Origin of the sequence: Micromonospora sp. AMSO12t (assembly GCF_008806585.1) — a bacterium.
Classification (GTDB): Bacteria; Actinomycetota; Actinomycetes; order Mycobacteriales; family Micromonosporaceae; genus Micromonospora; species Micromonospora reichwaldensis.
This window is the reverse complement of record NZ_WAAS01000002.1, coordinates 1-26,327: the sequence shown is the minus strand read 5'-3', so window position 1 is coordinate 26,327 and position 26,327 is coordinate 1. Positions and strand designations below refer to the sequence as shown.

General features: G+C 75.1%; 18 protein-coding genes. 8 read left to right on the top strand and 10 right to left on the bottom strand.

Features of this window, described 5'->3' with window-relative positions:
- Positions 1–26 precede the first annotated feature (26 nt).
- The gene (locus F6X68_RS00780) at positions 27–1,433 is read left to right on the top strand and encodes a glycosyltransferase (RefSeq protein WP_151452403.1); all 1,407 of its coding nucleotides are present in this window, start codon (positions 27–29) and stop codon (positions 1,431–1,433) included.
- Between the two features lie 67 nt (positions 1,434–1,500).
- On the opposite strand, the gene F6X68_RS00775 is transcribed toward F6X68_RS00780, so the two are convergent.
- The gene (locus F6X68_RS00775; protein ID WP_225851875.1) at positions 1,501–4,317 is read right to left on the bottom strand and encodes a LuxR family transcriptional regulator; all 2,817 of its coding nucleotides are present in this window, start codon (positions 4,315–4,317) and stop codon (positions 1,501–1,503) included.
- 819 nt (positions 4,318–5,136) lie between these two features.
- Positions 5,137–7,989: an AAA family ATPase gene (locus F6X68_RS00770; RefSeq protein ID WP_151452401.1), complete on the bottom strand. Its 2,853-nt coding sequence runs from the start codon at positions 7,987–7,989 to the stop codon at positions 5,137–5,139.
- Positions 7,990–9,383: 1,394 nt separating this feature from the next.
- Here F6X68_RS00770 and F6X68_RS00765 point away from each other — a divergent pair.
- Entirely contained in the window at positions 9,384–10,763 is a 1,380-nt protein-coding gene (locus tag F6X68_RS00765) for an AMP-binding protein (RefSeq protein WP_151452400.1), read from the top strand.
- Between the two features lie 45 nt (positions 10,764–10,808).
- Here the strand turns inward: F6X68_RS00765 and F6X68_RS00760 are convergent, their stop codons facing one another.
- Positions 10,809–11,288 carry a cold-shock protein gene (locus tag F6X68_RS00760; RefSeq protein WP_151452399.1) on the bottom strand — a complete coding sequence of 160 codons (480 nt, stop codon included), beginning with the start codon at positions 11,286–11,288 and terminating at the stop codon, positions 10,809–10,811.
- 173 nt (positions 11,289–11,461) lie between these two features.
- On the opposite strand from F6X68_RS00760, the gene F6X68_RS00755 reads away from it, so the two are divergent.
- Positions 11,462–12,124, top strand: coding sequence for a 4'-phosphopantetheinyl transferase (locus F6X68_RS00755; protein WP_151452398.1), 663 nt, complete (start codon positions 11,462–11,464; stop codon positions 12,122–12,124).
- On the opposite strand, the gene F6X68_RS00750 is transcribed toward F6X68_RS00755, so the two are convergent.
- Positions 12,121–13,530, bottom strand: a complete 1,410-nt coding sequence (locus F6X68_RS00750; protein ID WP_151452397.1) for an acyl-CoA synthetase — start codon at positions 13,528–13,530, stop codon at positions 12,121–12,123. The two genes, F6X68_RS00755 and F6X68_RS00750, sit on opposite strands and share 4 nt — an antisense overlap.
- Before the next feature lie 236 nt (positions 13,531–13,766).
- On the opposite strand from F6X68_RS00750, the gene F6X68_RS00745 reads away from it, so the two are divergent.
- The 5 genes from F6X68_RS00745 to F6X68_RS00725 all read left to right on the top strand — a co-directional run bounded on the left by F6X68_RS00745 (position 13,767) and on the right by F6X68_RS00725 (position 17,294).
- Positions 13,767–14,441 carry an HAD-IA family hydrolase gene (locus tag F6X68_RS00745; protein WP_151452396.1) on the top strand — a complete coding sequence of 225 codons (675 nt, stop codon included), beginning with the start codon at positions 13,767–13,769 and terminating at the stop codon, positions 14,439–14,441.
- Positions 14,442–14,717: 276 nt separating this feature from the next.
- The gene (locus F6X68_RS00740) at positions 14,718–15,659 is read left to right on the top strand and encodes an ABC transporter ATP-binding protein (protein WP_151452395.1); all 942 of its coding nucleotides are present in this window, start codon (positions 14,718–14,720) and stop codon (positions 15,657–15,659) included.
- Complete coding sequence (locus F6X68_RS00735) at positions 15,656–16,393, top strand: ABC transporter permease (RefSeq protein ID WP_151452394.1); 738 nt, start codon at positions 15,656–15,658, stop codon at positions 16,391–16,393. The genes F6X68_RS00740 and F6X68_RS00735 overlap by 4 nt, the downstream gene beginning before the upstream one ends.
- Before the next feature lie 253 nt (positions 16,394–16,646).
- Complete coding sequence (locus tag F6X68_RS00730; RefSeq protein ID WP_151452393.1) at positions 16,647–16,892, top strand: DUF5988 family protein; 246 nt, start codon at positions 16,647–16,649, stop codon at positions 16,890–16,892.
- A gap of 21 nt (positions 16,893–16,913) precedes the next feature.
- Positions 16,914–17,294: a glyoxalase/bleomycin resistance/extradiol dioxygenase family protein gene (locus tag F6X68_RS00725; RefSeq protein WP_151452392.1), complete on the top strand. Its 381-nt coding sequence runs from the start codon at positions 16,914–16,916 to the stop codon at positions 17,292–17,294.
- 32 nt (positions 17,295–17,326) lie between these two features.
- Here F6X68_RS00725 and F6X68_RS00720 read toward each other — a convergent pair whose 3' ends face one another.
- Genes F6X68_RS00720 through F6X68_RS00695 form a run of 6 tightly spaced genes read right to left on the bottom strand, consistent with a single transcriptional unit; the run spans position 17,327 to position 26,076 of the window.
- Positions 17,327–19,051, bottom strand: a complete 1,725-nt coding sequence (locus F6X68_RS00720; protein ID WP_151452391.1) for a hypothetical protein — start codon at positions 19,049–19,051, stop codon at positions 17,327–17,329.
- Between the two features lie 6 nt (positions 19,052–19,057).
- Complete coding sequence (locus tag F6X68_RS00715; RefSeq protein ID WP_151452390.1) at positions 19,058–20,509, bottom strand: VWA domain-containing protein; 1,452 nt, start codon at positions 20,507–20,509, stop codon at positions 19,058–19,060.
- Between the two features lie 35 nt (positions 20,510–20,544).
- Entirely contained in the window at positions 20,545–22,722 is a 2,178-nt protein-coding gene (locus F6X68_RS00710) for a serine/threonine-protein kinase (protein WP_151452389.1), read from the bottom strand.
- On the bottom strand, positions 22,719–23,588 hold the full coding sequence (locus F6X68_RS00705) for a hypothetical protein (RefSeq protein ID WP_151452388.1): 870 nt from the start codon (positions 23,586–23,588) through the stop codon (positions 22,719–22,721). The genes F6X68_RS00710 and F6X68_RS00705 overlap by 4 nt, the downstream gene beginning before the upstream one ends.
- A gap of 14 nt (positions 23,589–23,602) precedes the next feature.
- Positions 23,603–24,685, bottom strand: a complete 1,083-nt coding sequence (locus tag F6X68_RS00700; RefSeq protein ID WP_151452387.1) for a transporter substrate-binding domain-containing protein — start codon at positions 24,683–24,685, stop codon at positions 23,603–23,605.
- Complete coding sequence (locus tag F6X68_RS00695) at positions 24,682–26,076, bottom strand: hypothetical protein (RefSeq protein WP_151452386.1); 1,395 nt, start codon at positions 26,074–26,076, stop codon at positions 24,682–24,684. The genes F6X68_RS00700 and F6X68_RS00695 overlap by 4 nt, the downstream gene beginning before the upstream one ends.
- Between the last annotated feature and the right edge of the window lie 251 nt (positions 26,077–26,327).

Genomic DNA, 26,327 nt, shown 5'->3' with positions numbered 1-26,327 from the left:
GCGGGAAGGAGTGACGGACTGTGGACATGACCGGAAACGACCGTGGCCGGGCGGTACTCGTCGTCGCCTACAACAGCGCGGGGATGTTCAACCCGCTGCTCAGCATCGTGGGCGAGTTGAAGGCCCGGGGCGTCGGGAACGTCTGGTTCGCATCGACCGAGGATCGCCGGGGGGACGTCGAGGGACTGCGCGGGCCGGGCGAGGTCTCGTTCGTCTCGCTCGGCCCGGCCCGGCCGCAGTCGTCACCGGACACCTGGGACGACGCGACGTACCGGCTGCTGACCACCGGCGACCGGGCGACCAGCTTCGCCCGGTACCTCGACGTCAGCACCGACTACGACCACGTGCGGCAGCTCCACCGGCGCTGCCTCCAGGTCATCGACGAGGTCGGGCCGGTGGTGGCCGTGATCGACAGCCTCGCCAGCTGGGCGATGGACGCGGCGCAGACCCGGCAGCTGCCCTACGTGGTCAGCATCTCGCTGCCGCCGTCCAACTTCTTCCAGGAGCAGCTGCCGACGCGCTACCCCGCCCCGTTCTCGGGGCTGCCGGAGCGGATGACGCCCCGGCAGCAGGCGGCCAACGTCGGCTTCCGCAACCGGCTGGTGCGGGCACTGATGGAGCCGGAGCGGCTGCGGCGCAGCCTCGCGGCCGTGGCCGCCCGGAAGGCGGCCGGCATCCACAACCCGGAGATGCGCCCGGCCGGCTACGTCGAGGCCGCCGAGGCGCTCATGGCGTACACGGTCTTCGGCTTCGAGTACCCGTTCGCGACCGCCCCGGAGAAGCTGCGGATGCTCGGTCCCGTCGTGCCCCGGGAACTGCCGCCGGCCGACGGCGACGACGAGCTGACCCGATGGCTCGACGCGCACCCCTCGGTGGTCTACGTCGGCTTCGGCACCATCATGCGTCTGTCGCGCGGCCAGGTGGACGCGATCGTCGAGATCGCCGACCGGCTCGGGCCCGAGCACGCCGTGCTGTGGAAGGTGCCCGCGCGCCAGCAGCACCTCCTCCCGCCGGCGCAGCGGCTGCCGGGCAACCTGCGGGTGGAGGCGTGGGTGCCGTCGCAGCACCGGGTGCTGGCCCACCCGCACGTGCGGGTCTTCTTCAACCACGGCGCCGCCAACGCCATCCACGAGGCGGTCCACTTCGCCGTGCCGCAGCTGGTGATGCCGTTCTGGCTGGACTGCCCCGACGGGGCGGTACGCGCGGTCGACAGCGGGGTGGCCCTGGCCGTCGAGCGCGCCGACTCGCCGAACGTCGAGGACGTCCTCGCCAAGCTCGCGCGGCTGCTGGGCGAGGAGACGTTCCGGGCGCGGGCGCAGCTGTGGAGCCGGCGGATGCGGCAGGCCGGCGGGGTCACCGCCGCCGCCGACCTCGTGCTGGAACACCGCGACGAGGCGGTGGCCCGTCGTACCGTCGGGCTGGCCGTCGGCTGACCTTCCGGTCGCCGTACGCGTCGCAGGGGCGCGGTGGGACACCCCCACCGCGCCCCTGCGACGCCCGTCAGGACGCGGCGCCCTGGGTCTCGTCGGCCAGCGCCTCCGCGTACGCGACGAGCCGGGACGGCAGGTCCGTGCGCCGCTTGACGTCGAGCTTGCGGTAGACCCGGGTCAGGTGCTGCTCCACCGTGCTCACGGTGATGAAGAGCTTGCTGGAGATCTGCCGGTTGGTGTGCCCCTGGGCGGCCAGCGCGGCGACCCGGCGCTCGGCGTCGCTCAGCCCGTCGTCCGGCTCCTGCAACTCGGCGGCGGCCGGGTACGCCGGCAGCCCGCTGCCCGGCTCCCGGCGGATCAGCCGCTGGGCCAGCACCGATGCGCCGCAGTCCTGGGCGAGCTGGTAGGCCCGGCGGACGAGCAGTCGGGCGCGGGCGGAGTCCCCGGCACGTTGGAGCGTCTGGCCGGTGTCGCCGAGGGCCCGGACGAGTTCCAGCCGGTCGCCGCTGGACTGGAGCAGGTTGACCGCTTCGGAGAGCAGCTTGCGCCGGTGGTCCTGGGCGGCGGTGGTGGCGAGCAGCCGGAGCGTCCGGCCCCGGGTGCGGTCGTCGACCCCGTGCGGCACCCGCAGCTGCTCCTGGAGAAGCTGCGTGGCCTGCGTCTTGTTGCCGACGCTGAGCTGCACCCGGGCCAGCTCCAGCCGCCACGGCACCAGCCCGGCCGCGTCGATGCCCCAGGCGCGCATCAGCTCGCCGCACCGGCGCAGGTCGGTGGTGGCGGCGTGCGGCCGGCGTACGGCCAGGTGGTGCCGGGCCCGGGCGGCCAGGTAGTGCAGGCCCAGCGGGGTGCGGAACATGCCGGGCGGGACGGGGTGGGCGAGCCACCGTTCGGCCTCGGAGAACCGGCCCGACTCGGTCGCGCAGGCGACCAACGTGGCCAGGGGACCGGCGATGGCCACCCCCCAGGCCGCGGCGGGCATGTCCTCCAGGGCCGCCCGCGCGTGGTGCTCCGCGCCGGGCAGGTCGCCGACGCGCAACGCCGCCTCCGCCCGGACCGCCCGGATGACGGCCCGCCACACCGGGGCGTGCTGGGTCACCGGCCGGCCGAGCAGCACGTCCCCCCAGACCGTGGCCCGGTCGGACCGACCCGCCCAGAGCAGCGCCAGCAGGGGAGCGGTCAGCAGACCCAGCGCGCCGTCGTCCGTGTGGTGGCGCTGGAGAAGCTGCTCGGCGGTTGCCACGGTGTCGTTGTCCGCGGCCGGCGTCAGCGCGGTGCCGAGCACCGTGACCGCCTGGAGCAGCGGGCTGATCGTGGTCGGCGCGCTCGCCGCCCGGCTCCAGGTGCTCGGGGTCTCCCGCACGGTGGCCAGGTGCTCCGGGTGGGAGAGGGAGACCAGCAGCTGCATCATCCGCAGGCGACCGGCCGTGCCGGCCGAGCCGTGCTCCTCGTCCGTCGGGAAGGCGCTGACCGCCTCGGTGGCCTCGTCCACCCGGCCCTGCCAGAGCAGGTAGGGCACGGCGGACAGGCCCGCGTCGGTGGACCAACCGGCGGCCCGCGCCGTCTCCACCAGCTCGGTCAGCTGCCCGTTCACGGTCAACGGGTTGATCTGCCAGCGGGCGTTCACCAGCATCTCGGTGGTGGCGGTCCGCTGCTGCGCGTCCACCGGGGCGCGGGAGACCAGGCGCAGGCACGCGGCGGCCACGTCGGGCCGGCCCGACGCCAGCGCGTGGCCGGCGGCGTCCTGGAGCACCGGCACCACCCAGGGCGCGCTCGCCGAGCCGGCGGCCACCAGGTGCTCGGCGACCACGCTCGGCTCGGCGCCGTGGTCGTGCAGCACCTCGGCGGCACGCTGGTGCAGGCTCCGCCGTTCGTCGGCCGACATGTCGCCCAGGATCGACCGCAGGATGCGCGGGTGGCGCAGTTGGTCGCCCTCCATCAGGCCCGAGGTGCGCAGCACCCGTACCGCCGGGGCCGTCGACTCGGGCACCACGTCGAGGACGTGGCCGAGCAGGTCGGTCGTCGCGGGCCGGTTGAGCACCGCCAGCGCCTGCGCCACCCGGCGCACGCCCGGCTCGTGCCGGTAGAGGCAACCGAGCACCGCCTGGTCGAACGCGTCGCCGACCGGCGGACCGTACTCGTCGTTCGTCTCCGCGCTGGCCCGTTCCTCGAGCAGCGCCCGGGTGAGCAGCGGATTGCCGCCGGTCATGCGGACGCAGCGTTCCGCCGTCCGTCGGGCGTCGGCGTTGTCGGCCTCGCCGCCGACCAGCCGGGCGACGGCGTCCACGGTCAGCGGCGGCAGGCCGATCCGGGAGAAGTGCGGCTGGCTGAGCAGCTCGGCGCGGAACAGCGGGTGCGGCGGGCGCAGCGTCGAGGCCTCCGCGAGCACGACCATGATCCGGGCGTGGCGCAGCCGGCGGGTCACGTAGAGCAGGCAGTGCAGCGAGGCCGGGTCCGCGTGGTGCACGTCGTCGACGGCGAGGACCAGGGGGCCGGCGGCGGTCAGGTCGAGCAGGGCGGCGAAGAGACCGTGCAGCAGGGGGGCCCAGGCCCGGTCACCGTCGGCCGCCTCAGCGCCGGGCTCGGGCAGCGGTACGGCGAAGGTGGCGTCCCGCATCAGCTTCTCGACCCGGGCCGCGGCCTCCGGCGTGAGCCGTGCACTGTGGAACAGCTGCCCGACCACTCCCAGGTGGAGCCCGCGCTCGGCCCGGGAGCCGGCGGCGCTCATCACCTGCCCGCCGGTGCCCGCCGCCCACTCGCTGAACGACTCCAGCAGGCTCGTCTTGCCGCTGCCCACGGCGCCGGTGACCAGCGCGACGTGTCCGCGCTGCTGGTCCTCACAAGCCCGGAACGCGTGCCGGAGACGGGTCGTCTGCTCCTCTTGCTGCACCAACACCAACGTGTCAGCCCTTCTCCTACGCGGCGCGGGACCGGGAACCCCGGTGTTGCCGACGCCGCCTCCCCCTTGCCGGACAGCCGCCCCTCCACCCGCGTCTTCCGGGTAGGGGTGGAGCGCACCGGGCCGCCGTGCCGGGTGGACCTGGAAATCTTTCGCCGGACCGGGGTTCTCGCCGTACGGTCCGGGTGCTCAGGGGAGTCTGGCACCGGCGTGGGTGTGCGACAACGGGCGCGAGACCCCATCGTTTCGCGCACAAACCTGCGGCCCTGAAACGCATTTAGGGGTTGCGCGAAGTGCCACGAAGGGGTGTCGGACTCGACCCGGCGGGGGAGATGGCGACACGGTGAGGGGCTGGTGTCGGGTGTGCGGCTTGATGGTGTCACATCGGGCTTCGCCACGCACGCCCGATAGCACGCTCAGTGCTGGGGTGTGGACACCCGGCGACGGTCGGCGCAGGTGGCGGCCCGAGCCCATCCTCCACAGTCGACCCCCAACGACCTCCGACGACCGGCGCGAGCCGGAGCGGACGGCGGCGAACGATGGCGGGCGGCGGAAGCCGGAGCGAACGGCGGCGGACGGCCGGCGACGGTCCACGCCGAAGGTGGCCGCGGGTGCCGCTCGACGTGGTCGTGCGGACCTCGCGCGACGGCAGGTCGAACCGGTCCGTGGACAGGCCCAGGAGGCCACGGCCGGCGGTGAGCTGCGGCCGGGACGGCCGGCGGTGCAGGAATGGCGGCCGGGACGGCCGGCGGTGCAGGAATGGCGGCCGGGACGGTCGGCGGTGCAGGAGCGGCGGTCGGCCGGCGAAGGTCAGCGCGGCCGGGGCCCCGCGGGCCGGTGGCCCGGGTCGTCCCTGCCTCGCGGCGGTGGGTCCAGGACCGTCGCGCCGGGTCGGTTCATGCGCAGCCGGGCGGCCAGCTCGCTGCGCGAGTTGACGTCCAGCTTCCGGTAGATCCGGGTCAGCCGCTGCTCGATGGCGCTGACGGTCAGGAAGAGCTTTTCGGCGATCTCGCGGTTGGTGTGGCCCTGGGCGGCCAGGGTGGCCACATTGCACTCCGCGTCGGTCAGTCCCCGGACGACGGCCGTCGCGCCGGCGCCCTCGGCGCCGCCGCTCCTGGCGGAGAGGCCGGGCCGCAGCATCGGGATCCCGCACTCCTCGGCGAGGACCCGGGCCGACCGCGCCGCGACGCGGGCCTGCCGCCGGTCGCCGACCTGCTGGTAGGCCTGACCGAGGTCGGCCAGGTTGTGCGCGAGCTCCATCCGGTCACCGCACTGCCGCAGCAGTCGGACGGCGCTTCGCAGGTGCGGGATCCGGTCCGGCCCGTCCTCCGTGGCGGCCAGGACCCGCAGGGCGGCGGCCCGGTGCCGCACGTGCACGGGCCGCAGCCGGGCCAGCTCTTCGCGGACCAACCTGCCGGCCTGCTGGCGGCGGCCCATCCGGAGCAACGCCCGCGCCGACTCGGTCCGCCACGGGACGAGGCCCGAGAAGTCCAGCCGCCAGCGATTCATCAGCTGCCCGCAGAGCTGGAAGTCGGCCAGGGCGGCCTCCGGGCTTCCCGCGGCGAGGGCGTGCATCCCGCGAGCCTGCAGGTAGTGCAGCCCGATCGGGGTCTCGAACATCGCCGGGGGAACCGGGACCTGGAGGGAGGCTGCCGCCGCGTCGAGCTGGTCCATGAAGGTGAGGGCCCGTACCCGGACGGCGAGCGGTATCCCGATCACCACTCCCCAGCCCTTCTGCGAGAGCTGACCGAGCGCCTCGTCGGCCAGCTTCTCGGCTCGGGGCAGGTCGCCGAGCCGTCCGGCGACGGCTGCCCGGAGGGCCGCGAGCGTCGCCGACGGGGTGGGGTAGCGCGGGGTGGCGGGATTGCGGCCCAGCCGGTCGCACCAGTCGCCGGCCAGGTCCAGCCGGTCGGCGTAGATCATGGCGATGAGTGCGCAGACGGCGGTCCACATGTTCGGTTCGTCGTCCAGCCCGGTGGTCGACAGCGCCCGCTCGGCCTGCTCGACCGCGCTGGCGTCACCGCGGTGGAGCACGGCGGACAGCAGGGTGGCACCCTCGATCCCGCGCTTGACCTTGGCCAGCGTGAGCGGGTCCCGGGCGGCCACGGCGGGTGCGGGGCGGTCGACCATCACGCCGGGGTAGAGGGTCGACATCCAGCCCGTGGTGACGAGCAGTTCGGCGGCGGATCTCGGGTCGACGCTGTCCGCCCGTTCGCTCAGGTGGTTGACGAGATCGACGGCCTTGTCGATCTCGCCGTGCCAGAGCAGGTAGTGGATGGCGCCGGCGGCCTGCTGGCTGCCGAGGTGCCCGGCGCGGATGGCGCTGACGACGCCGACCAGGTGGGGGATCGCGGCCTGCGGGTCGAGACGCCACTCGGCGCGGGCCAGCGCGGAACGGATCCGCGCCCGCAGGCACTCGCCTGCGCAGCTCCGGTGCGCGCGGCGCAGGTAACGCAGCGCGGTCTCCATCTCGCCGTCGCGCAACGCCTGCTCGCCCGCGTCGAGCAGGGTCTGCGCCATCCAGGGCTCGGCCAGCTCGTCGATCCCGACCAGATGCGGCGCGATCCGAGCCGGGTCCGCGCCGTCGTCGTGCAGTAGGCAGGCCGCCTCCAGATGCAGCCGTGCGCGTTCCTCGGCGGTCATGCCGTCGATGACGGCCTGCCTCACCGCCGGATGGCGCAGCCCCTGCTCGGTGATCAGTCCCGCGCTGGTCGAGTCGTCGATGGCACCGAGCGCGGCCCGTGACCGTGCGTCGACGAGGTGGGGCAGCAGGTTGCCGTGCAGCGGCTCGCCGGTCACGGCCAGCACCCGGGCGGCGTTGAGCACCAGCTGGTCGCAGCGGTACAGGCAGCTCAGCACGGCCTCCCGGAACGACTCCCCGGCCACGGGACGGTCGGCGGGCCGGGGCGCGGCCGCCTGGTCCTCGGCGAGCGCCTGCACCAGCAGCGGGTTGCCGCCGCTGATCCGATGGCTCTCCTCGGCGATGGTCCGGGCGACCGGAACGCCGAGTCGCCGGGCGAGTAGTTGGAACGTCCCCTCGGCGGTGAGCAGCGGAAGCCGGATGCGCTGCAGCCGCGCGGGTTGCAGCAGCTCGGCGTGCACGTCGGGCCGCCACGGTCGGGTGCGCGGCGCCTCCGTCAGGATGATCAGCACGGGTAGCCCGGAGATCCGTCGGGCCACGTAGTCGAGGCAACGCAGCGACGGCACGTCGGCGTGGTGGATGTCGTCGACCGCGATGACCAGCGGCCCCTGCGCGGTCATCTCCAGCAGGGCCCCACCGATCGCGGCGGTGGCCAGGGCGGTGTCCTCGTGGTCCGTGTCCTCGGCGTCGGCCCAGGTGAGGGCGCCCGCGTCCAGCAGCCGCCCGAGGCGGGCCCAGAGGTCGGGGTTGCCGGCTCCACTCAACGGCGCCGCCCGCACGAGCTGCCGGACGACCTCCAGCGGGACGGAGCGTTCGGCGCGGGAGGCACTCGCGCCGAGGACACGTGCCCCGGAGTCGCAGGCCCGCCGGGCGAAGGTCTGCAACAGCGTGGTCTTGCCGGAGCCGACCGGGCCGGTCAGCACGGCGACGGTCCGGTTGGTCGGGGAGGCCTCGCTGCGGGACAGGTCCGTCAGCCGGCGTTCCAGCATGCTGAGCAGGCACGACCGCTCGGTCAGCTCCATCGACGCGGCCCCCGGAGGAGCGTGCGGTCCGCGGTCACCGGAGGGGCCGCCCGCCCTGCGCGCCCCTGGAGCTCGACGAAATCGGAGACCGGCAATTCTTGACCCATTCCATTATTAGCAAATATAGACGACCGTCGAGTATGGCCGGCGAACCATCGACCGACTTGACCGGCTGGCGACTCCGGGTCGCGCCCCCGCCAGCGTCGGTGATAATTCCCCAGCCTCTCCGGGTCGGCCTTCCCCCTATCGACCACCGTGATGGTGGGAGTATGGCAGTTCGGCAATTGGGCGGCAAGCCGAGGTTTGTAAAGGATGGGCAAACATCGGTTCTGTGTCGCGTCGGCCCGAGCGGGCCTTCGTGCGTACGTTGACAGCGGAAAGTCGCCGGGTGATCCCGTAACGTGACAGCATGCCGCCGTGGCCCATTGGGCGCGCCTTTTCCGGCCCACTCGGCGATTGGCGGACGCGTTCTTGCGTGCTAGGCGTCCGGTGCGTGTCCGGGTGGTCACCGCGACGGCGCTCCCGTCGTCGAACCGTCGGCGGCTGAAGCCGCCCTCCCGTCGGCGGCGGTTCCGCACCGGGTGGGCCGGAAACCCTCGACGTCATCCCGGGTAAGCGCAGCTCAACTCAGTGTCAACATGGCCGGCGGGCGGTCCGGCGGCAATGGTCGCGGTGCGGCCCGGCGTGGGAGCGCTGACGGTCGGAAGGGGGCCGGGGGTGCCTGCCGGCCCGCCGGCCCGGACCGGCGACGAGCCGCTCCCGGGTGCGGGCGGGCGGCTCGACAATTGTTAAAGGTTCCCGATTGTTGCGGCGTGCGACATCGCCTGCCCGAAGTGCGACTGCGGGCCGCCGGGTCGCCCGGGGATCGGGACTCGACGCGCGCCGCCGATGCGCCACCAGATTCGGACCTTTGGGAAATTCACCGATTATGTTGTTAAAAAAGAATTATGCGCCCAGGGGTCTGTCGGCGGGCGCCGGTGTCGCTGCGTGGCCGACGGAATGCGGTCGGACAAGTGTAACCGACATCAATGTCCCGGCGACTCATTACTGCTGATCGACAATTTTCCGTCAAAAGCCGACTCCAATGTCCGCCGCTGTCGGCGAGTGGCCGTCCATCCATAGTGTCGGCCGCAGGAAAGGGCGGTCCGGCCCGCCGCTGTCGAAAACCGGACGAGATCCTGTCCTACCTGGCCTGTCGCCCCCGCAGGGGACCCGGTCCGGGCAGCTAGGGGTTGTGCCGGGCCGATAGCCCGGCCTAATTTCGGGGCACCCGTTTCCATCATCGGGATAGTCGGATATGGGGCCCTGCCCCGTGACCTGAAGGGTTCTGTGGCCGTCGTGATGTTCCACCTGCTGCCGCGACTCGTTGCCGCCCTCCGCAGGGGATAGCGCAGATGACACTGCTGCCGGCGCTGCGGGGATTCGGCGCGGACCGGGCCGATGCGGTCACGGTGGCCGGCGGCACGCTCTCCAGCGAGGCCCTGCTCGGCTGCGTCACCGCGGTCGCCGACCGGATCAGGGGCGCGGGCGCGGTCGCCGTCGACGGCACACCGACCCTGGAGACGGTGGTGGGAATGCTCGGCGCCGTCCACGCGGGCGTACCGCTCGTACCACTGCCCCCCGACGCGGACGAGTGCGAACGGGGCCGCATCCTGCGCCAGTCCGGAGCGACGGTGCTCCTCGGCCGCAACCGGTCCGACACCCACCGGCTGCCCACCGTCCCGGTCGACCTGCGGGAGCGCTCCTCGACACCGCACCCCGAGCCGACGCCGGGCACCGACGCGGTCATCCTCTACACCGGTGGCGCCGGCGGGCCATCACGCGGGGTACGCATCTCGCGTCGCGCCATCGCCGCCGACCTCGACCTGCTGGCCGACGCGTGGCGGTGGAGCGAGGAGGACGTCGTGGTCCAGGGCGCGCCGCTGTTCCGGGCGTACGGCCTGGTCGTCGGCCTGCTCGGCGCGTTGCGGGTCGGCAGCCGCTTCGTCCACCTCGACCGCAACGCCGCCGCCGGACCGGTCGGCACCATGTACCTGGGGTTGCCCGAGCAGTGGGCGAAGATCGCGCTGAACGCCCGGTGGGCCCGGTCACTGTCGGCGGCGCGGATCCTGATCTCCGCGGACGCCCCACTGGCCTGCGCCGTGGCCGAACGCCTCCGGCTGCTCACCTCGCACACGCCGGTCCAGGCGTACGGCACCACCGAGACGCTCATCGCGCTGACCGGGCGGGCCGACGACCACCCGGTCGCCGGTGCCGTCGGCACCCCCCTGCCCGGCGTGGAGACCCGGGTGCTGGACCGCGAGGCCCGACCGGTGCCGGCCGACGGCGAGTCGGTCGGCGAGTTGAGCATCTGCGGGCCGACGCTGTTCAGCGGCTACGTCGAGGGCGGGCGGGGCCATGCCGCCGGTCACTGGCACGCCACCGGCGACCTGGCCACCGTGGCCGCCGACGGCTCGTACCGGATCATCGGTCGGCGCGGGCTCGACGTGCTGCACTGCCGGGGCCGGCGAATGCACGCCGGGCAGATCGAGGAGGCGTTGCTGAGTCATCCCGGCGTCCGGGAGGCCGCCGTCGTCGGCACGCCGCACGACGCGCTCGGCGAGCAGGTCACCGCGTACGTCGTCGCCGAGGGGTTGACCGCGCAGGTGCTCATCGACCACGTCGGCCGGTACCTCTCCGCGGGTCAACGGCCCCGGCGGGTGCACTTCGTCGACGAGCTGCCGCGCAGCGCGCTCGGCCGGATCAGGAAGTCCCTGCTGATCGCCGCCGGTTGAGCCGACCGGACCGTGGGCGGCGGTCCATCGACGTCCGCCCCGCAGTCAGCCCTCCACCCAGCCGTGCCGCCGGGCCAGGTCCAGCATCCGGGCACGCACCGCCACGATCTGCGCCCCGGTCAGGTCCGACACGGAGGTGACCAGCGCCTCGGTGGTCTCCGTGCAGAAGGCCCGCTCGGAGAGCACGTCGCACAGGCCCTCGTCGTCCTCCGCACCGCCCGTGGCCGGCCCGCCGTCCCTGCTGCGCCCGCCGGTGAACGCCACGCCGGCCCGGGAGGGCGCCGCGGTGCCGGCCGCCCCGTTGCGCTCCGCGCCCACGGCAGCGCCCACCACCCGCACCAGCACGGCCTTGGGGCCGCGGTCGGTCCCCACCGCCTCGTACTCCACCGGGACACCGGGCGTCAGCGCCCACTTGTCGCCGTCCAGCATGTTCGCGTGCACGAACACGTCGTCGCTGCCGTCGTCCGGGGCGATGAACCCGTAGCCCCGCACCTCGTCGAACCGCACCACCTTGCCAGTGAGCATCGCTTTCCCGCATCCATCCGACCAAAATCCGCGTGCCCCGCCCATGGAACCGGGGCCCGCCCCCAGACTGGCAGCCGCCCGCGCGGCCCGGCACCCGTACCCGACCCCTATGGTGCACCGTACCGTCGGTGCCGGCGCGGCGCGGCTCCCCGCAGCGCCTAGCATCGGCGGACGTGATCGAGCAGATCCTGCCCCCCGCCGTGGCGGTGGCCGAGGCCTTCACGGACCCCGCCGACCTGACCCTGTTCCCCGAGGAAGAGGCGCTGGTGGCCCGGTCGGTGGAGAAGCGTCGCCGGGAGTTCACCACCGTGCGGCACTGCGCCCGCACGGCCCTCGGCGAGCTGGGCCTCGCGCCGGTGCCGATCGTCTCCGGCGCGCGCGGCGCCCCGGTCTGGCCGGCCGGCGTGGTCGGCAGCATGACGCACTGCGACGGCTACCGGGCGGCGGTCCTCGGCCGTACGACCGCGTTCGCCACCCTCGGCGTGGACGCCGAGCCGCACGCGCCGCTGCCCGACGGGGTGCTCGACGCGATCGCGCTGCCGGCCGAGCTGGCGCGCACCGCCACGCTGGGCGCGGCCCGCCCCGCCGTCTGCTGGGACCGCCTGCTGTTCAGCGCGAAGGAGTCGGTGTACAAGGCGTGGTTCCCGCTCACCGGCCGGTGGCTGGACTTCTCGGAGGCGGACATCGTGATCGATCCGGCCGGCACCTTCGAGGCCCGGCTGCTGGTGCCCGGCCCGGTCCTCGGCGGGATCCCGGTGACGACCTTCGCCGGCAGGTTCCTGGTCGAGCGGGGACTGGTCGCCACCGCGATCAGCATCCCGGCCGTCCGCTCCTAGTCCGCCGTCAGCCTGGTCTTCTGCACCTTGCCGAGGGCGTTGCGGGGCAGCGCGTCGACCAGGCGTACCTCGCGTGGCCGTTTGTGCGCCGACAGGTGCCGGGCCACGAATTCGATCAGTTCGGCCCCGTCCACCCCGTCGCCCACCACGTACGCGGTGACCTGCTGGCCGAGGTCGGGGTGCGGGGTGCCCACCACGGCGGCCTCGCGGACCCCCGGGTGCGCCAGCAGGGCGTCCTCCACCTCGCCGGCGCCGATCCGGTAGCCGCCGCTCTTGATCAGGTCGGTGGACGCCCGCCCGACGATCCGGTGCCAGCCGTCCGGGTCGACGGTGGCGACGTCCCCGGTGCGGAACCAGCCGTCCGGGGTGCGGCTCGCCGCGTCGGCGTCCGGACGGTTCAGGTAGCCGTCGAACAGGGTGGGGCCGTCGACCTGGAGCTCGCCCATCGCCACCCCGTCGGCGGGGAGCGTGGCGCCGTTCTCGTCGACCAGCCGCGTACGCACCCCGGGCAGCGGCAGCCCGACAGTGCCCGGCCGGCGCGGCCCGTCCGCCCGGGCGCTCACCGTGATCAGGGTCTCGGTCATCCCGTACCGCTCGACGGGCCGGTGCCCGGTGAGGGTGGCGAGGTCCGCGAAGACCGCCGCCGGCAGCGCCGCGCTGCCCGAGACGAGCAGGCGCGCCGGACGCAGTGCCCGTGCCGCGTCCGGGTCGGCGACGATCCGGGACCACACGGTCGGCACGCCGAAGTACACCGAGCCCTTGGCGGCGGCGTACCGTTCGGGTCGCGGCCGGCCCACGTGGTGCAGCCGGCCACCCAGCCGCAGCGGCCCGAGCACGCCGAGCACCAGCCCGTGCACGTGGAACAGCGGCAGGCCGTGCACCAGCAGGTCGTCCGGCGTCCACGCCCAGGCGTCGGCCAGCCCGTCCAGGCAGGCGGCGATGGCACGGCGGGAGATCACGGCGCCCTTCGGGGCGCCGGTGGTGCCGCTGGTGTAGAGGATCACCGCGGTGCTGGCCGGGTCCGGCTCGGGGTGGACGGTGTCCGAGCGCCGGCTCAGGTCGACGGGCACGACGGCCCGGCCCGCGCCCTCGGCGGTGCGCTCCGCGCCGGTCGGGACCAGCAGCGCCGTCGCCTGCGAGTCGCGCAGGATGTGGTCGCGCTCCATCGGCCCGGCGTCCGGCGGGACCGGCACGACCGCCGCTCCGGCGGTGAGGGCGCCGACCACCCCGACCACTGTCTCCAGGGTCGCGGTGGCCTCGATGGCGACCCGGTCGACGCCGTGCAGCTCGTCGGCCACCGCCGCGGCCAGGCGACGCAGCTCCACCCAGGACACCGCGCGGTCGTCGACGCGGATGGCGTCCGGACGCTCGTCGGTGCCTCCCGCGAGCCAGCTCAGCAGCGGCATGGTGCGACCCCTCTCCAGCGGCTCGGGCCCGGGCCGGTCCGGCCGGGCGTGCCGCGGCGGCCGGACGGCGGCACCCGGGACGCCGGTAGGGTCGGTGGGGCGCCGGCGGATCCAGGTGGGCGCGGTGCGCCGCGCCGGCGGGCCCGGAACGACGGTCCTGACCGTAGTCGGGGGCACCCCGGCCTGCCACCCCTACCGGGCGGCGCGCCGGGTCGGACGGGCGGGAGGTGACGTCGGTGGTCGCGGACGCGACGGCGTGGACGGCGGTGCCGGGCGGTGTCCGGGCCGTGGTGCTCGACCTCGACGGGGTGCTGGTCGACAGCCTCGCCGTGGCCAGGGAGGCGTTCGCCCTGGCGTACGCCGAGGTGGTCGGCGACGGCGTCGCCCCGGTCGAGGAGTACTGCCGCCACCCGGGCCGGTATCTGCCGGAGGTGCTGGAGCTGATGGGCCTGCCGGCGACGCTGGCCGGACCGTTCGTGCGGGAGAGCAACCGCCTCGCGCACCGGGTCGCCCCCGTCGACGGGGCGCCGGAGCTGCTCCGCACCCTGCGCCGGCGGGGGATCGGGCTGGCCGTGGCCACCGGCCGCAGCGGGGTCCGCGCCCGCGACCTGCTCGGCCGGCTCGGTCTGCTCCCGCTGGTCGACCACGTGGTGGGCTCGGACGAGGTGCCCCGGCCGAAGCCCGCTCCGGACATCGTGCGGCGGGCGCTGCGCCTGCTCGGGGCCCGCCCCGGGGAGGCGCTGATGGTCGGCGACGCCCCCAGCGACCTGGCCAGCGCGCGGGCGGCCGGGGTGCTGGCGGTGGCCGCGCTGTGGGGCGAGTCCGACGCGGAGACCCTGCACGCCGCCGGCCCGGACGTCGTCCTGACCCGACTCGACGAGCTGCTGCCGTTCTGCCCGGCCCGCCGGTGACCGACCCGCGTGGACGGACACCTGCGGTGACCGGCCGGCACCCCTGCCCCCGCGCCACGTTCGCGGTCGGCACCCCTGTCCCGGGCCGATTCCCGGTTCGATACCCCCGATTTGTCAGCCGATCAGTTGATCGGCGCATCGGTTGGCCGGATGATGTCGGGCGTCGGTCGGCCGGCTCCGGCCGACCCGGCCCGTTCCCGCAAGCCGACGCCGCGATCAGCCGAGGGGTCCCGCCCTTCTCGACGGCAACCCGCACGTGAAGGAGGACCACCCCCAATGCCGGTCATCGAAGTCGATCATCTGCAGAAACGGTACGGCGAGAAGATCGCGGTCGACGACGTCTCCTTCACCGTGGAACAGGGCGAGATCTTCGGCGTGCTCGGCCCGAACGGGGCCGGCAAGACCACCACGGTCGAGTGCGTGCAGGGGTTGCGTCGTCCCGACGGCGGCACCATCCGGGTGCTCGGGCTCGACCCGATCCGCGACCGCACCGAGGTGCGGCAGCGCGTCGGCGCCCAGCTCCAAGAGAGCCAGCTGCCGGACAAGGTGCGGGTGTGGGAGGCGCTGGACCTGTACCGGTCCTTCTACCGCAACCGGGCCGACATCGACGAGCTGTTGACCGACCTCGGCCTGGCCGAGCAGCGCAACACCTACTTCCAGAAGCTCTCCGGCGGGCAGAAGCAGCGGTTGTCGGTGGCTCTGGCACTGGTCGGCAGGCCGGAGGTCGCCATCCTCGACGAGCTGACCACCGGCCTCGACCCGCAGGGCCGCCGGGACACCTGGGACCTGGTCGAGCGGATTCGCGACCGGGGCGTCACCGTCGTGCTGGTCACCCACTTCATGGAGGAGGCGCAACGCCTCTGCGACCGGCTCGCGATCATCGACAAGGGGCGGGTGGTGGCCATCGACAGCCCCGCCGGCCTGCTGACCCGGGTCGGCAGCGAGCACCGGGTGCACTTCCGTCCCGCCGAGCCGGTCGAGGACGCCCTGCTGCTCGCGGCGCCCGACGTGACGGGGGTGTCCCGTTACCGCGACGAGGTGACGGTGACCGGCACGAAGGACGTGCTCCAGTCGGTCATGTCCGTGCTCAACGGGCGCGGGATCCGCTACGACGGGCTGCGGGTCGAGCAGCCCACCCTCGACGACGCGTTCGTCTCCCTCACCGGCCGTTCGGGCCGGACCGCCGCGCAGTCCCCGACCGACGGGAGGTCGTCGTGAGCGCCCTGTCCAAGCTGATCGCCGTCGAGACGAAGCTGTTCCTGCGGGAACCGGTGTCGTTGTTCTTCGTGTTCGCCCTGCCGATCGGCCTGATGCTCGTCTTCGGGTTGCCGCAGCGCGCCGGCACGGCCGCCGACACCGGGCAGCACGCCGAGCAGACCTTCCTGCCGTCCCTGGCGCTTGCCCTCACCATCGGCATGCTCGCGCTCTTCACCCTGCCGATGGCGCTCGGCATCTACCGGGAACGCCGGGTGCTGCGCCGCCTGGCGACGACTCCGGTGCAGCCCGCCCTTCTGCTGGTGGCGCAGGTGGTGGTCAACCTCGTGATGGGCGTCCTCGGCGCGGTGGTCACCGCGATCGCCGTACGGTTCCTGCTGGACCAGCCGGCGCCGGCCAACGTTCCCGGGTTCGTGCTGGCCTTCCTGCTCGGGGTGGCGTGCCTCTTCGCCGTCGGTCTGCTGATCGCGGCGCTGGCGCCGTCCGCCCGGGCGGCGCAGTCGATCGGCCCCGCGCTGTTCTTCCCGCTGCTCTTCCTGGCGGGCGCCTGGCTGCCCCGCGACCGGATGCCGAGCGCGCTGGCCGCCATCGCCGACTACTCGCCGCTGGGCGCCACGGTGGACACCCTCGGTGCGGCGTGGGCGGGCGCCAACCCGGAGCTGCCGCAGCTGATCGCCCTGGCGGTGACGGCCGTGGTCGGCTCCGCGGCGGCCACCCGGTTCTTCCGCTGGGAGTGATCCTCCGCACCCGCGTGGCCGGTGCGGGGGACGTCGTCGCTGCCCAGGGCCGTTCCTAGGGGTGGCCTAAGGGTGTCCGCCGAATGTGATCTGGATTACGTTCGGAGCAGAAGGGCGCCCGGTCACCGGACAAGGACGTTCGACCGCGAAGCGTCCGTTCACCCGGCAACGGGTGTCGTCAGGCCTGTGTGGACGTGTCTGCCGCCGTGCGGCGGCTCGTCCGAGGTGTGCGGAATGCGACGGAGGTCGTGCCATGAAGGACGTTTCGCAAGCTGATTCGGTCACCCGGGACGCAGTCGGCGTCATCGACGTCGTCCTGGAGGGCGGTCCGGTCGATCTGCCGACCGACCTGCGCAGCCGCCAGGTGGCGCGGGTGGAGGAGAAGATCAAGGTCCTGCACTACGGCGGGTACGAGCACTTCGAACGGGGCGCCACCCCGCCGGCGGTCGACCTTCCGGTGGTCTTCCGCTGGACCGGTCGGACCCGGATCGCCGAGTAGGGGAAGGGCGGCACCAGTCACATGAGGGCACAGAACCACCGGCCGGGTCCCCACCTGACGGTCAGCGACACGAACGAGGCCATCGCCTTCTACACGGATGTCTTCGACGCCGTCGCGATCGTACGGGAGTGTCTGCTCGACGGGCACGTCCTGCACGCGGAACTGGCCGTCGGCGGCCACCGCCTGACCGTCAGCGAGTGGTACGAGGCGGGCGCGCCGTCGGCGGTGGAGAGCCGCGACGACGTGCTGACCATCGAGCGGACCGACCCCGAGTCGGTGCTGCGGCGGGCGGTGGCCGCCGGTGCCCGCGTCGAGACGCCGGCGGATCCGTCGCGCCAGGTGACGCTGCGCGATCCCGCCGGCCTGTGCTGGACCGTCGTCGGCCCGCAGCGGGCGGCGTAGGCGAACACCCGCGACGCCCACCGCTGCGTCGGTCATCGCACCGCGCGGGAGCGGTGGGCGTTGCGGGTGCGCAGGGCGAAGAAGAGCGCCGCCGCCCGGCGGACCTCACCCGACCGCCGGGGATCCGCGGCGATCTCGTGCAGCAGGTCCCGGTCGGCGCGGTCCGCCGCCAGCGTCGTCAGCAGCGAGAAGCACTCCCGGGCGGCGTCCCGGCCGCCGGGACCGTCCGCGCCGCCGGACCAGTGGGTGAGCAGCGCCGCCAGCACGTCCGCCCGGAACGCCGGCGCGCCGGCGGCGGCCGTGCCCCGGCCGGCGAGCAGGTGACCCGCGGCGATCGCCCCGACCGGCTCGGTCAGCCGGGCGCGCAGGAAGGCCGGCGTGACGGCGGCCCGGCTGATCGCCTGCAACGCGACGAACCGCGCCGAGCCGGTGTTCATCAGCGTCACCCACTCGTCCGGCCGCCAGTCGCGGGCGAGCGGCCCGGCCGCCAGGTACTCCACCAGGCTGGGCCAGACCGAGGCCAGGGCGTGGCGGTCGGCCCGGAAGAGGTCGGTGGCGAGCAGGATCTGCCGTACCCGCGCGGGCCAGTCGGGCAGCACCGTCGCCGGGACAGCCGGGGCGTGGGCCGCCGACCAGTCGACGACCGCCGCCACCGGGTCGGCGCCAGCGACGGCGGCGGTCGCCGCCACCTCGACGAGGTCGGTGTGCCGGGTGTCCAGCCAGGCGGCGACCGCCTCGCCGTCGGGCGGGCGGTGCCGCAGCGCCGCGCAGGCGGCGTCGAGGCTGGCCCGGCCGCCGCGCAGCAGGGCGCGGACGAACTCGTCGAGCAGGGCGGCCGGGCCCGCCGGCGTGGCCGCCTCCGCCTGCCCGCCCTCCCAGACCAGCACCGCGACGGTGGCGGTGAGCGGGTTGTGCACCGGCCCGGTGATGCGCTGGGCGTGGGTCCAGTCCAGGAACCTGCGGGCCGTGCCGGCGTCGGGGAACCAGCGGGCCGCCAGCAGCGCCACGTCCGCGTCGGTGAAGTGCGCCAGGTGGTACGCCGGATAGCCGTCGCCCAGCACGGCCAGCTCGTCCTCCGCCAGGTGCCGCGTGGTCACCATGACCCGCCAGGGCCTCGACGGGCCGGCCGGGCCGGGGGAGCGGGCCAGCTCCGCGAGGCGGTTCAGGACGACGGCCCGTTCGTCCGGGTCGGCCACTGCGTCGAGCGCGTCGACGCAGACCAGCCACCGCCGGCCGGGGGCGGGGGCCTGTTCGACGTCGAGCGGGGCGCCGTCGCGCGGGTACGCCTCGGCGAGCGCCGCGGACAGCGGCTGGCGCACCAGGGCGGCGGCCGGCAGGCTCACCAGCACCGGCCCGGGCGGGCAGCGCCGTCGCCGCCCGCGCCCGGCGAGCCACCGCTGCGCCGAGCGGGCGCTCTCGTAGCGCACGAGCGCCGTCTTCCCGCTGCCCGGCTCCCCGATCAGCAGCACGTTGCCGGCGCCGGTGAGCAGGTCCGCCACGTCGACGCCGTCGCCGGACGCGGCGAGCCGTGGCACCGCGCGGCGCGGCACGTACACCTCGGACAGCGGCTTGACGTAGCCGCCGAAGCGGTGCGGGTGGACGATGCCGGCGTCGGCCTCGCCGCGCCAGACCGGGCGCAGCGCGGCCCACCAGCCGCGCCGGCCCCGGGAGTGGCGGCGGACGGCGACGACCGCGGTGACGAGCGCCAGCGTGCCGCTGACGACGCTGGCGACCTTGTCCGAGACGTCCAGGTCCATCGGCGGTCAGGACCGGCCCGCGCCCGGCCGGTCCGCCGACAGGTGGTGGGTGCCGCATCCCTGGCAGTACGCGCCGGTCTGCTCCTCGCGGCAGTGCCGCCACGGCGCGGGCGGTCCGGCCGGCGCGACCCGCTGCGCCGGCGGCTCCTGCGGTCCCCACCGGGACGTGTGGTGCGCCACGACCAGGGAGGACTGCGTGAGTCGGACGTCGACGTCGGGCTTGAGGCGGACCCGGCCGTCGGCGGCGTCCAGGACGTCCACGACGCGGGCGAGCAGGGCGACGTCGTCGTCGCGGCCCGTGGCGTGGGCGAGCGCCACCGCGCGCCCGAGCTGCTCCTCCGCCTCGACGACCCGGCCCGCCCGGGCGGCGGCCAGCCCCCGCTGGACCGCCGCCGCGTAGTCCTGCTGGCGGGTGTAGTACGCGACGCTCTCGTTGATCTCCGAGTACCGCAGTGCGTCCTCGGTCCACTCCACGTCGAGTGGCACCTCGACCGGCGTGGTGGCCGCGCCCGCGTGGACGCTCAACCAGCCGATGCGCCGGCTCACCCCGGGCGCCATCGCGTCGACCTCCAGGGCGACGTGGTAGTCCCGCTGGTCGTGCGGGCTCCACGCGCCGACCGGGTAGTCGGTGCCCAGCTCGCCGGCCGGCTCGCCGCGCCCGCTCAGGTCGGCCAGCGCCGGGTGCACCTGCTTGACGAAGCGGACCCGGGCCAGTCCGGTGGTGCGCACCCGGAGCCGGACGTCGGGGACCCGCCGGGACATCGCGCGGGTCAGCACCGCCCGGAAGTCGTCGGCGAGCCCCGTGAGGTCCTCGACCGGCACGACGGGGTTGGCGCCCAACGCCTCCGCGATGCCGAGCAGTTCCGCCGCGTCCCAGTCGTGCACGCCGTCGGCGGAGCCGATGGCGCGGCAGTCGACGGTGAACCGGCCGACGCAGTCGTCCACCGCTGCCCGCAGGTCGGCGGGGAGCTGGGACTCGTTGCGTCCGTCGGTGAGCAGGATGACGTGCCCGATCGCGTCCGGTCGTGTGGCCAGCAGGTGGCGGGCCAGCAGCAGCCACGTGCCGATGGCGGTGCCGCCGTGCGGCGTCACGTGCCGCAACGCGTTGCGGGCGGCGGCCCGGGTGGTCTCGTCGGCGACCGCCAGCCGCCGGTCGCTCGGGTAGACCATCGTGGCGCGGGCGGTGCCGGCCACCACAGCGAACGCGACCCCGTCGGGCAGGGCGTCGATGGCCGCGGCGGTGGCCCGCCGGGCGGCGCGCATCTTGGCCTGGGGCGCGCCCATCGAGCCTGAGGAGTCGAGCAGGATCACCTCCGCGAGGTCGTCGTGCCGGACGTCGGCATGGACGGGTTCCTCGCCCCGGACGGTGGCGACCACGTCGAGGACCGCCCCGTCGGCGGAGACGCACTCGGTGTGGTGCGCGCGCAGCCGCAGCGGCAGATCGTTGGCGGGGGACACGGGTGACCTCTTTCCGTCGGGGCCGGCGGCCGGGATCACCACCACGTCACCGGCCGGTACGCGTTGGCCAGCTCGACGAGCGCGATTCGCTCGCGCCGGTCGGCGGTGCGCCGGGCGCGGGAGCGGCAGCGGCGCTCGAAGGCGCGACGGAGGGCGTCCTCGTCGAGCCGGTGACCGAACAGCCGCCGGCCGCCGTGGCGCTCCTCGGTCAGGTCGCAGTGCAGCGCGATCCGCAGGATGTGCGCCTCCACCTCCTCGCGTTCGCCGAACGGGGGCAGCTTGTCGACGATCGCGGCGGCGTCGAGCGCCGTGTCGAGCCGGTGCCCGTCGTCCGGCGCGTCGAGCAGGATGCGCACCGCACAGGTCACCGCCGCCGTCGAGGCGCGGGAGGACTCCGGCACCCGCAGCAGGGCGTCCGCCGCGCTGCGCGCGTCCGCCGTCGCCAGCAGGCAGCGGGCCAGCCCGAACGCCGCGCCCACCACGCCCGGGTCGGCGTCCCACACCCCCTGGTAGTGGTCGGCCGCCGTGCGCGGGTCACCGTCGAGTTCGCAGGCCACCGCGTACGCGAGCCGCGTGGACACCTCGCCGGGCAGCCAGCCGTAGACCTGCGCGAACCAGCGCCGGGCGGTGCCGGCGTCCCGCCCCACCAGGGCCACCAGGGCGCGGTGCCACCACAGCGCCCAGTCCCGCGACTCCTCGGGGAAGTCGGCGAGCAGCGGGCCGGCCTCGTCCACCCGCCCGGTGGCGAGGTGGGCCCGGACGGCGCGGTAGGTCACCTGCGCGGTCTGCTCCGGGGCGGTCCGCAACAGCTCGATGAGCTCGGCCGGGTCGGCGGCGCCGAGCGAGGCGAGGAACCCGGCGGCCGGGTCGGCGCCGTCGACCAGGGGCACGGGCAGGCCGAGCATGATCTCCACGACGTCCAGGGCGTCGCGGTCGGTGTGCAGGGCGAAGGCGCACGCGGACGGGCTGAACAGGGTGGACCGGGTCGGCCGGGGCACGCCGTCGGCCGCCGAGCTGACCTGCCGTCGTACGCCCCGGACCTGTTCGCGCATCTCGGCGGCGGCGGCGAACCGGTCCTCCGGCGCAGCGGCGGTGGCCCGGGCGAGCAGCCGCAGGAACGGGTCGAGCCGCGCGGGCACGGGCAGCCGCAGCACGTCCTGCCCCGGCGGGATCCGGGTGACCTCGGTGGACCGGGGCACCAGGGTCAGCGCGGCGAGGGTCCGGCCGACGGTGTAGAGGTCCGACCGCACGCTCGGGCCGGCGGGCCCCAGCCGCTCCACCTCCGGAGCGGTGTAGCCCGCGGTGCCCCACGCCGGGCTCACCGTGTTGTCGATGCGGCGGGCCGCGCCGAAGTCGACCAGCTTGATCGGGTCGTTGGTGCCCTGGCCGCCGACCCGCATCACGTTCTCGGGCTTCAGGTCGCAGTAGAGCCAACCCTGGTCGTGCAGGTACTCGAAGGCGTCGAGGATCTGCACGGCGTATCCCAGCGCCTGCGCCACGTCCACGGCGGTGGAACCGCCGCCCGGGCCGGCCGCGCTGCGGGCCTCCTCCAGGGTGCCGCCGTTGACGTACTCCATCACCAGGTAGCCGGCGTCCCGGTCGGACTCGGGCCGCAGCGCGTGGGTGATGGTGACGATCCTCGGGTGGTTCAGCGCGATCAGCGCCTGCCGCTCGGCGACGAACGCCGCGATGGCCTCCCGGTCCTCCGGGTTGCGTTGCCCCTTCAGCACCCGCCAGGCGCCGTCCATGTCCTCGTCCCGGGCGAGGAACACCCAGCCGACGCCGCCGTTGCCGAGACAGCCCTCGATCCGGTACCGCCCGGCGCGCAGGTCGCCGTCGGCCAGGGGCGGGGTGAAGGAGTACCGGGTGCCGCAGTCGGGGCAGAAGCCGGCTACCCGGGGCAGCCGGGGACCGCGGTGGCGGGGGCAGCTCGTGTTGCCGCAGTAGCGGGAGTGCTCGGGCACGACCGCCTGCGACACCACCGCCGTCAGGGGGTCGTGCGGCCGGGCGGTCGGCAGCACGGCCGGTCGCTCCCAGGGCCGGGACGTCGTACGCAGCGGCCGTGGGCCGACCTCCGCAGCCGGTACCGGCCCGCCGGCGGCTGCGGACCCGGCGCCGGCCCCGACGCACTCGTGCCCCCAGAGCCGGCAGAACCCGTCCTGGTCGACGGTGCCGGGGCAGTTGCGTTCCGCGCAGCCGCGGCTCGCCGTCATCGCGTACCCCCGTTCACGGCCTGCTGGTAGGCCCGCACCGCGCGGCTCGCGGCGGTCACGGTGAAGGCGTCGGGGCGCAGCGCGGCCAGCGCCTCCCGGTAGGCCAGCTCGACCTGCGGGTGCTCGGCCCGGCCCTCGTCGGCGGCCTTCTGCCGGTACGCCTCCAGCCGGCCGGTCAGCTCCACGTGGCAGCCCCGGCGCAGCCGGCGCCGCGCGGTGTCGGTCCGCTCGACCGCGCGGTCGACGGCGGCCCGCAGCGAGCCGTCGTCGCGTTCCGGCTGGACGTCCCCCCGCCACCACTGGCCACGGCCCGCCGCCTCGGCGGCGGTGAGCCGGTCCAGCAGCCCGTCGAGCGCGAGCGCCGCCAGGGGATCCGTCCCGTCGCCCAGCCCCTCGCCGGCGGCCTCCGTCGCGAGCTGCCGGAGCCGCTCGACCGAGGAGCGCAGCCGCTGCGCCCGGACCGCCAGCCGGTCCCGGCCGTACGCGTCGACGATCCGGCGGATCCGGGCCACGTGCTCGCGGGCCGCGACCAGGATCTCCTGGACGTCCATCGCCTGCACCTGCACCGGCTCGCCGGTGGCGGCGGTGAACCGGACCTCGCACGGGCCGGTCAGCAGCCGGGCCAGGGCCTCCTCGCCCGCGTCCGTCGACCGGTCGATCCCGTCGAGGTCGTCGACCAGCCGGTCGAGGGCCAGCGACAGGCAGCCGAGCCGGTGCAGCAGGTCCCGGGCCTCCTGCGCGGGCGCGGCGGCCGGGCCGTCGGGCTGCCGGAAGGCGTCCGTGACCAACTGCTGCACGTCGAGCAGGTGCTCGCAGACCCAGGCGTGCGCGGCCAGGGTGGCGTCGAGGCGTTCCCGCACGGCCATCCGCCCACCGTCCATCAGTCGGCCGGCCGGGGGGTGGCCGGCGCGGGGTCGGGGGGCGGCCACCCGGTGGTGACCGGCCCGGGCGAGGGCATGCCCCGGTCCCGGTGCCCGGCGAGCCACCGGTCGTGGGCCTGCTGCCACACCACCGCCGTACGCGGCTGCGCCAGCACGTGGTTGACGAACGCGACCAGCTCCCGGCCGTCGGTCAGGCGGAACGCGAAGGCGTGCGGCTCGTCGGTGAACCAGGTGCATTCCTCGTCCCGGTGCTGGTCACAGGACCGCCTCTCCGGCCGGGGCGCCTCGGTCACCAACGTCGTGTCCGGGGCCATCCGGGCGAAGCCCAGCAGGATGTTGTCGTCGGTGCTGACCCCGTCGACCTGCTTCTGACGCAGCATGACCAGGCAGTCGACCGGGTGCGGGGCGTGCACCGGGACCGGCCGCAGGCCGCCCGCGGTGCGGTAGCCGGCGATCATCGCCAGCGAGGTGGTGTCCGTGGCGGCGCAGACCCGCCGGCCGCCGAGCTGTTCCATGCCCGCGAACTCGGGCGTGCCGTCGGCGTTCCTGCGGACCAGCACCGTCTGCCCGGAGTCGAGGTAGTCGTTGGAGAACAGCACCCGCCGGGCCCGCTCGCAGGACGCGGTCAGCGACGTGGCGACGACGTCGATCTCCCCCTTGTCGAGCATGGCGAAGGCGCCCTGGCCGGGCGGCACGGCCTTGAAGGTCAGCCGGTTGCGCGGGTCGTCGGCCGGCCAGAGGGCGCGGGCCACCGCCAGCATCAGCTCGATGTTGAAACCCTCGAACCGCTGGGTGCTGGCGTCCCAGTGGCTCATGGTGGCGTCGGACGGGTCCACGCCGGCGACCAGTTCGCCCCTGTCGAGGATCTGGCGCGGGGGCGTCGGGTCGGGCGGGAGGCTGCGGCGTACCGGGCAGACCCCGCCGGTCGCGTCGGTGGTCGGCGTCGTGGCCACCCCCGGTGGCCGCGCGGGGGGCGCGGGAGCGGGTGCCGCCGGCGCGGCGCACCCGGCCAGCGCCGCCAGGAGCGCGAGCGACGCGGCCCGGCGCCGGGGCCGCGTCGGGGTCCGCCGGGGTGTGGTCACTGGTACTCCAGGTGGCGCTGGCGCAGCCCGGCCACCACACCGGCGGCGGCGAGCAGGGTGACCCAGGCGGCTGGGCCGCCCAGGTGGTGGCGTGCCTCGGGCAGCCCGTCGACCATCCGGGTGACCTCCTCGTTGCGGGTGGTCAGTTCGGTCAGCAGGTGGCCCTCCGCCGCGACGAACGCCCGGCCCGCCGATCCCTCGGCGAGCACGGTGTCGACCGCGTCGCGGAACGCGTCGGGCGTCTTGATCTGCCGGGCCGGCCAGACGTCCCGCGCCAGGGCGGTGCAGTCGATCCGGTCCTTCGGTGGTTCCCGCCCCCCGGCGGGCTCGAGGCAGAGGTCCCGGCTGTCGAAGTCCGCCTTGTGCCCGGCCGGATCGACGCTCGCGCCGAGCCCCAGGTAGACGTCGGCCCGGCCGGCCAGCAGGGCGCCGAGCCGCTGCTGGGTGGCGCTCTGCGCGTCGATCGCCCGTTCCAGTTCCGGAAACCCCCGGTCGGCGTCCGGCCAGTGCCACCACGAGGAGACCAGCATGGCCAGCACGGCCGTGGTGGCCACCGAGGCCAGCAGCAGGCCCGCGTTCAGCCGGCGCCGGGTCCGCCGGCGCAGCCACACCTGCACCACCACCAGGGCGGCGAGGGCGCCCAGCGGCACCAGCACGGACGCGGCCAGCCAGGGCCGGGCGTCGGCGCGGGCGTCGAGCAGGAGCCTGGTGTCGTAGTTCCACAGGCCCTGGGCCGCGGTGAGCAGTTCGGTGGACATGTAGTGCGACGCCTCCCGCGCGTAGGCCGAGGCGAGCACCGCGCGGGCCGCCGGGCTGCCCGTCCCGGCCTGCTCCGCCGCCCCGGCCGGCGGGCAGGGCTGCCGGTTGCCCGTGGCCGTCGCGGAGAGCGGACCGGCGACCCGCAGGGCGGCGCACACCACGTCGCGGTAGACCTTCAACCGGGCGGCGATGGTCGCCAGCCGGGTGAGCCGGTCCGGGTCGCCGACGGCGTTGCCCATCGAGTCGGTCAGCGTGCGCTCCACCTCGTGGACGGACGCGTCATAGGCGGCCACCAGCGGGGCCCGTCGGTCCTCGGCCGGCGGCAGCAGGAAGACGGCGCTGGCCGCGACGTCCGCGTCGGCGAGGCCCTGGTAGATCTGCCGGGCGGTCGTGCTGGTGCCCACGGCGGTCGCCGCGGACCGCTCGCCCAGCGTGGTGGCCGACGCGCGGGACTGCACGGCGACGGCGGCGGTGGCGGCCAGCGCGGCGACCAGTACGGCGCCGCTGAGCACGATCAGCGCCGGGGTCGTCCGGAGCGCGTCGCGGAGCCGGCCGGTGCCGACGGAGCGGGTCGGCCCGCTGGCCGGGGCGGGCCGGTCGGCCCCGGGCTCGTCCCCCGTGTGCGACGCCATGCCCGTCCTCCCGCTCGCCGGGGCCTCCGGCGGCCTCCTGGCGGAAGGCGTCGCGGTACCGGAGGCGGCCCCGTCCGCCCCGCCGGGCGGTCACCCGGGTGGCCTGCGGCGGAGTCCGATAGCAGGTGGGTGATCGCGGGCGGGGGAGGACCAGGGTGGCACCGCGGCTGCACGGGTGGCACGCGTTTGTCCGGTATCTGACCTGAGCGTCACCGGTCGGCCACGCAGGGGAGCGGCCGGTCCGGTCAGGG

Excerpts from the sequence above, each read along its gene's own strand:
- F6X68_RS00780 (WP_151452403.1), top strand. The coding sequence starts at position 27 with ATGACCGGAAACGACCGTGGCCGGGCGGTACTCGTCGTCGCCTACAAC.
- F6X68_RS00770 (WP_151452401.1), bottom strand. The coding sequence starts at position 7,989 with ATGGAGCTGACCGAGCGGTCGTGCCTGCTCAGCATGCTGGAACGCCGG.
- F6X68_RS00765 (WP_151452400.1), top strand. The coding sequence starts at position 9,384 with ATGACACTGCTGCCGGCGCTGCGGGGATTCGGCGCGGACCGGGCCGAT.
- F6X68_RS00760 (WP_151452399.1), bottom strand. The coding sequence starts at position 11,288 with ATGCTCACTGGCAAGGTGGTGCGGTTCGACGAGGTGCGGGGCTACGGG.
- F6X68_RS00750 (WP_151452397.1), bottom strand. The coding sequence starts at position 13,530 with ATGCCGCTGCTGAGCTGGCTCGCGGGAGGCACCGACGAGCGTCCGGAC.
- F6X68_RS00740 (WP_151452395.1), top strand. The coding sequence starts at position 14,718 with ATGCCGGTCATCGAAGTCGATCATCTGCAGAAACGGTACGGCGAGAAG.
- F6X68_RS00730 (WP_151452393.1), top strand. The coding sequence starts at position 16,647 with ATGAAGGACGTTTCGCAAGCTGATTCGGTCACCCGGGACGCAGTCGGC.
- F6X68_RS00725 (WP_151452392.1), top strand. The coding sequence starts at position 16,914 with ATGAGGGCACAGAACCACCGGCCGGGTCCCCACCTGACGGTCAGCGAC.
- F6X68_RS00720 (WP_151452391.1), bottom strand. The coding sequence starts at position 19,051 with ATGGACCTGGACGTCTCGGACAAGGTCGCCAGCGTCGTCAGCGGCACG.
- F6X68_RS00710 (WP_151452389.1), bottom strand. The coding sequence starts at position 22,722 with ATGACGGCGAGCCGCGGCTGCGCGGAACGCAACTGCCCCGGCACCGTC.
- F6X68_RS00705 (WP_151452388.1), bottom strand. The coding sequence starts at position 23,588 with ATGGCCGTGCGGGAACGCCTCGACGCCACCCTGGCCGCGCACGCCTGG.
- F6X68_RS00695 (WP_151452386.1), bottom strand. The coding sequence starts at position 26,076 with ATGGCGTCGCACACGGGGGACGAGCCCGGGGCCGACCGGCCCGCCCCG.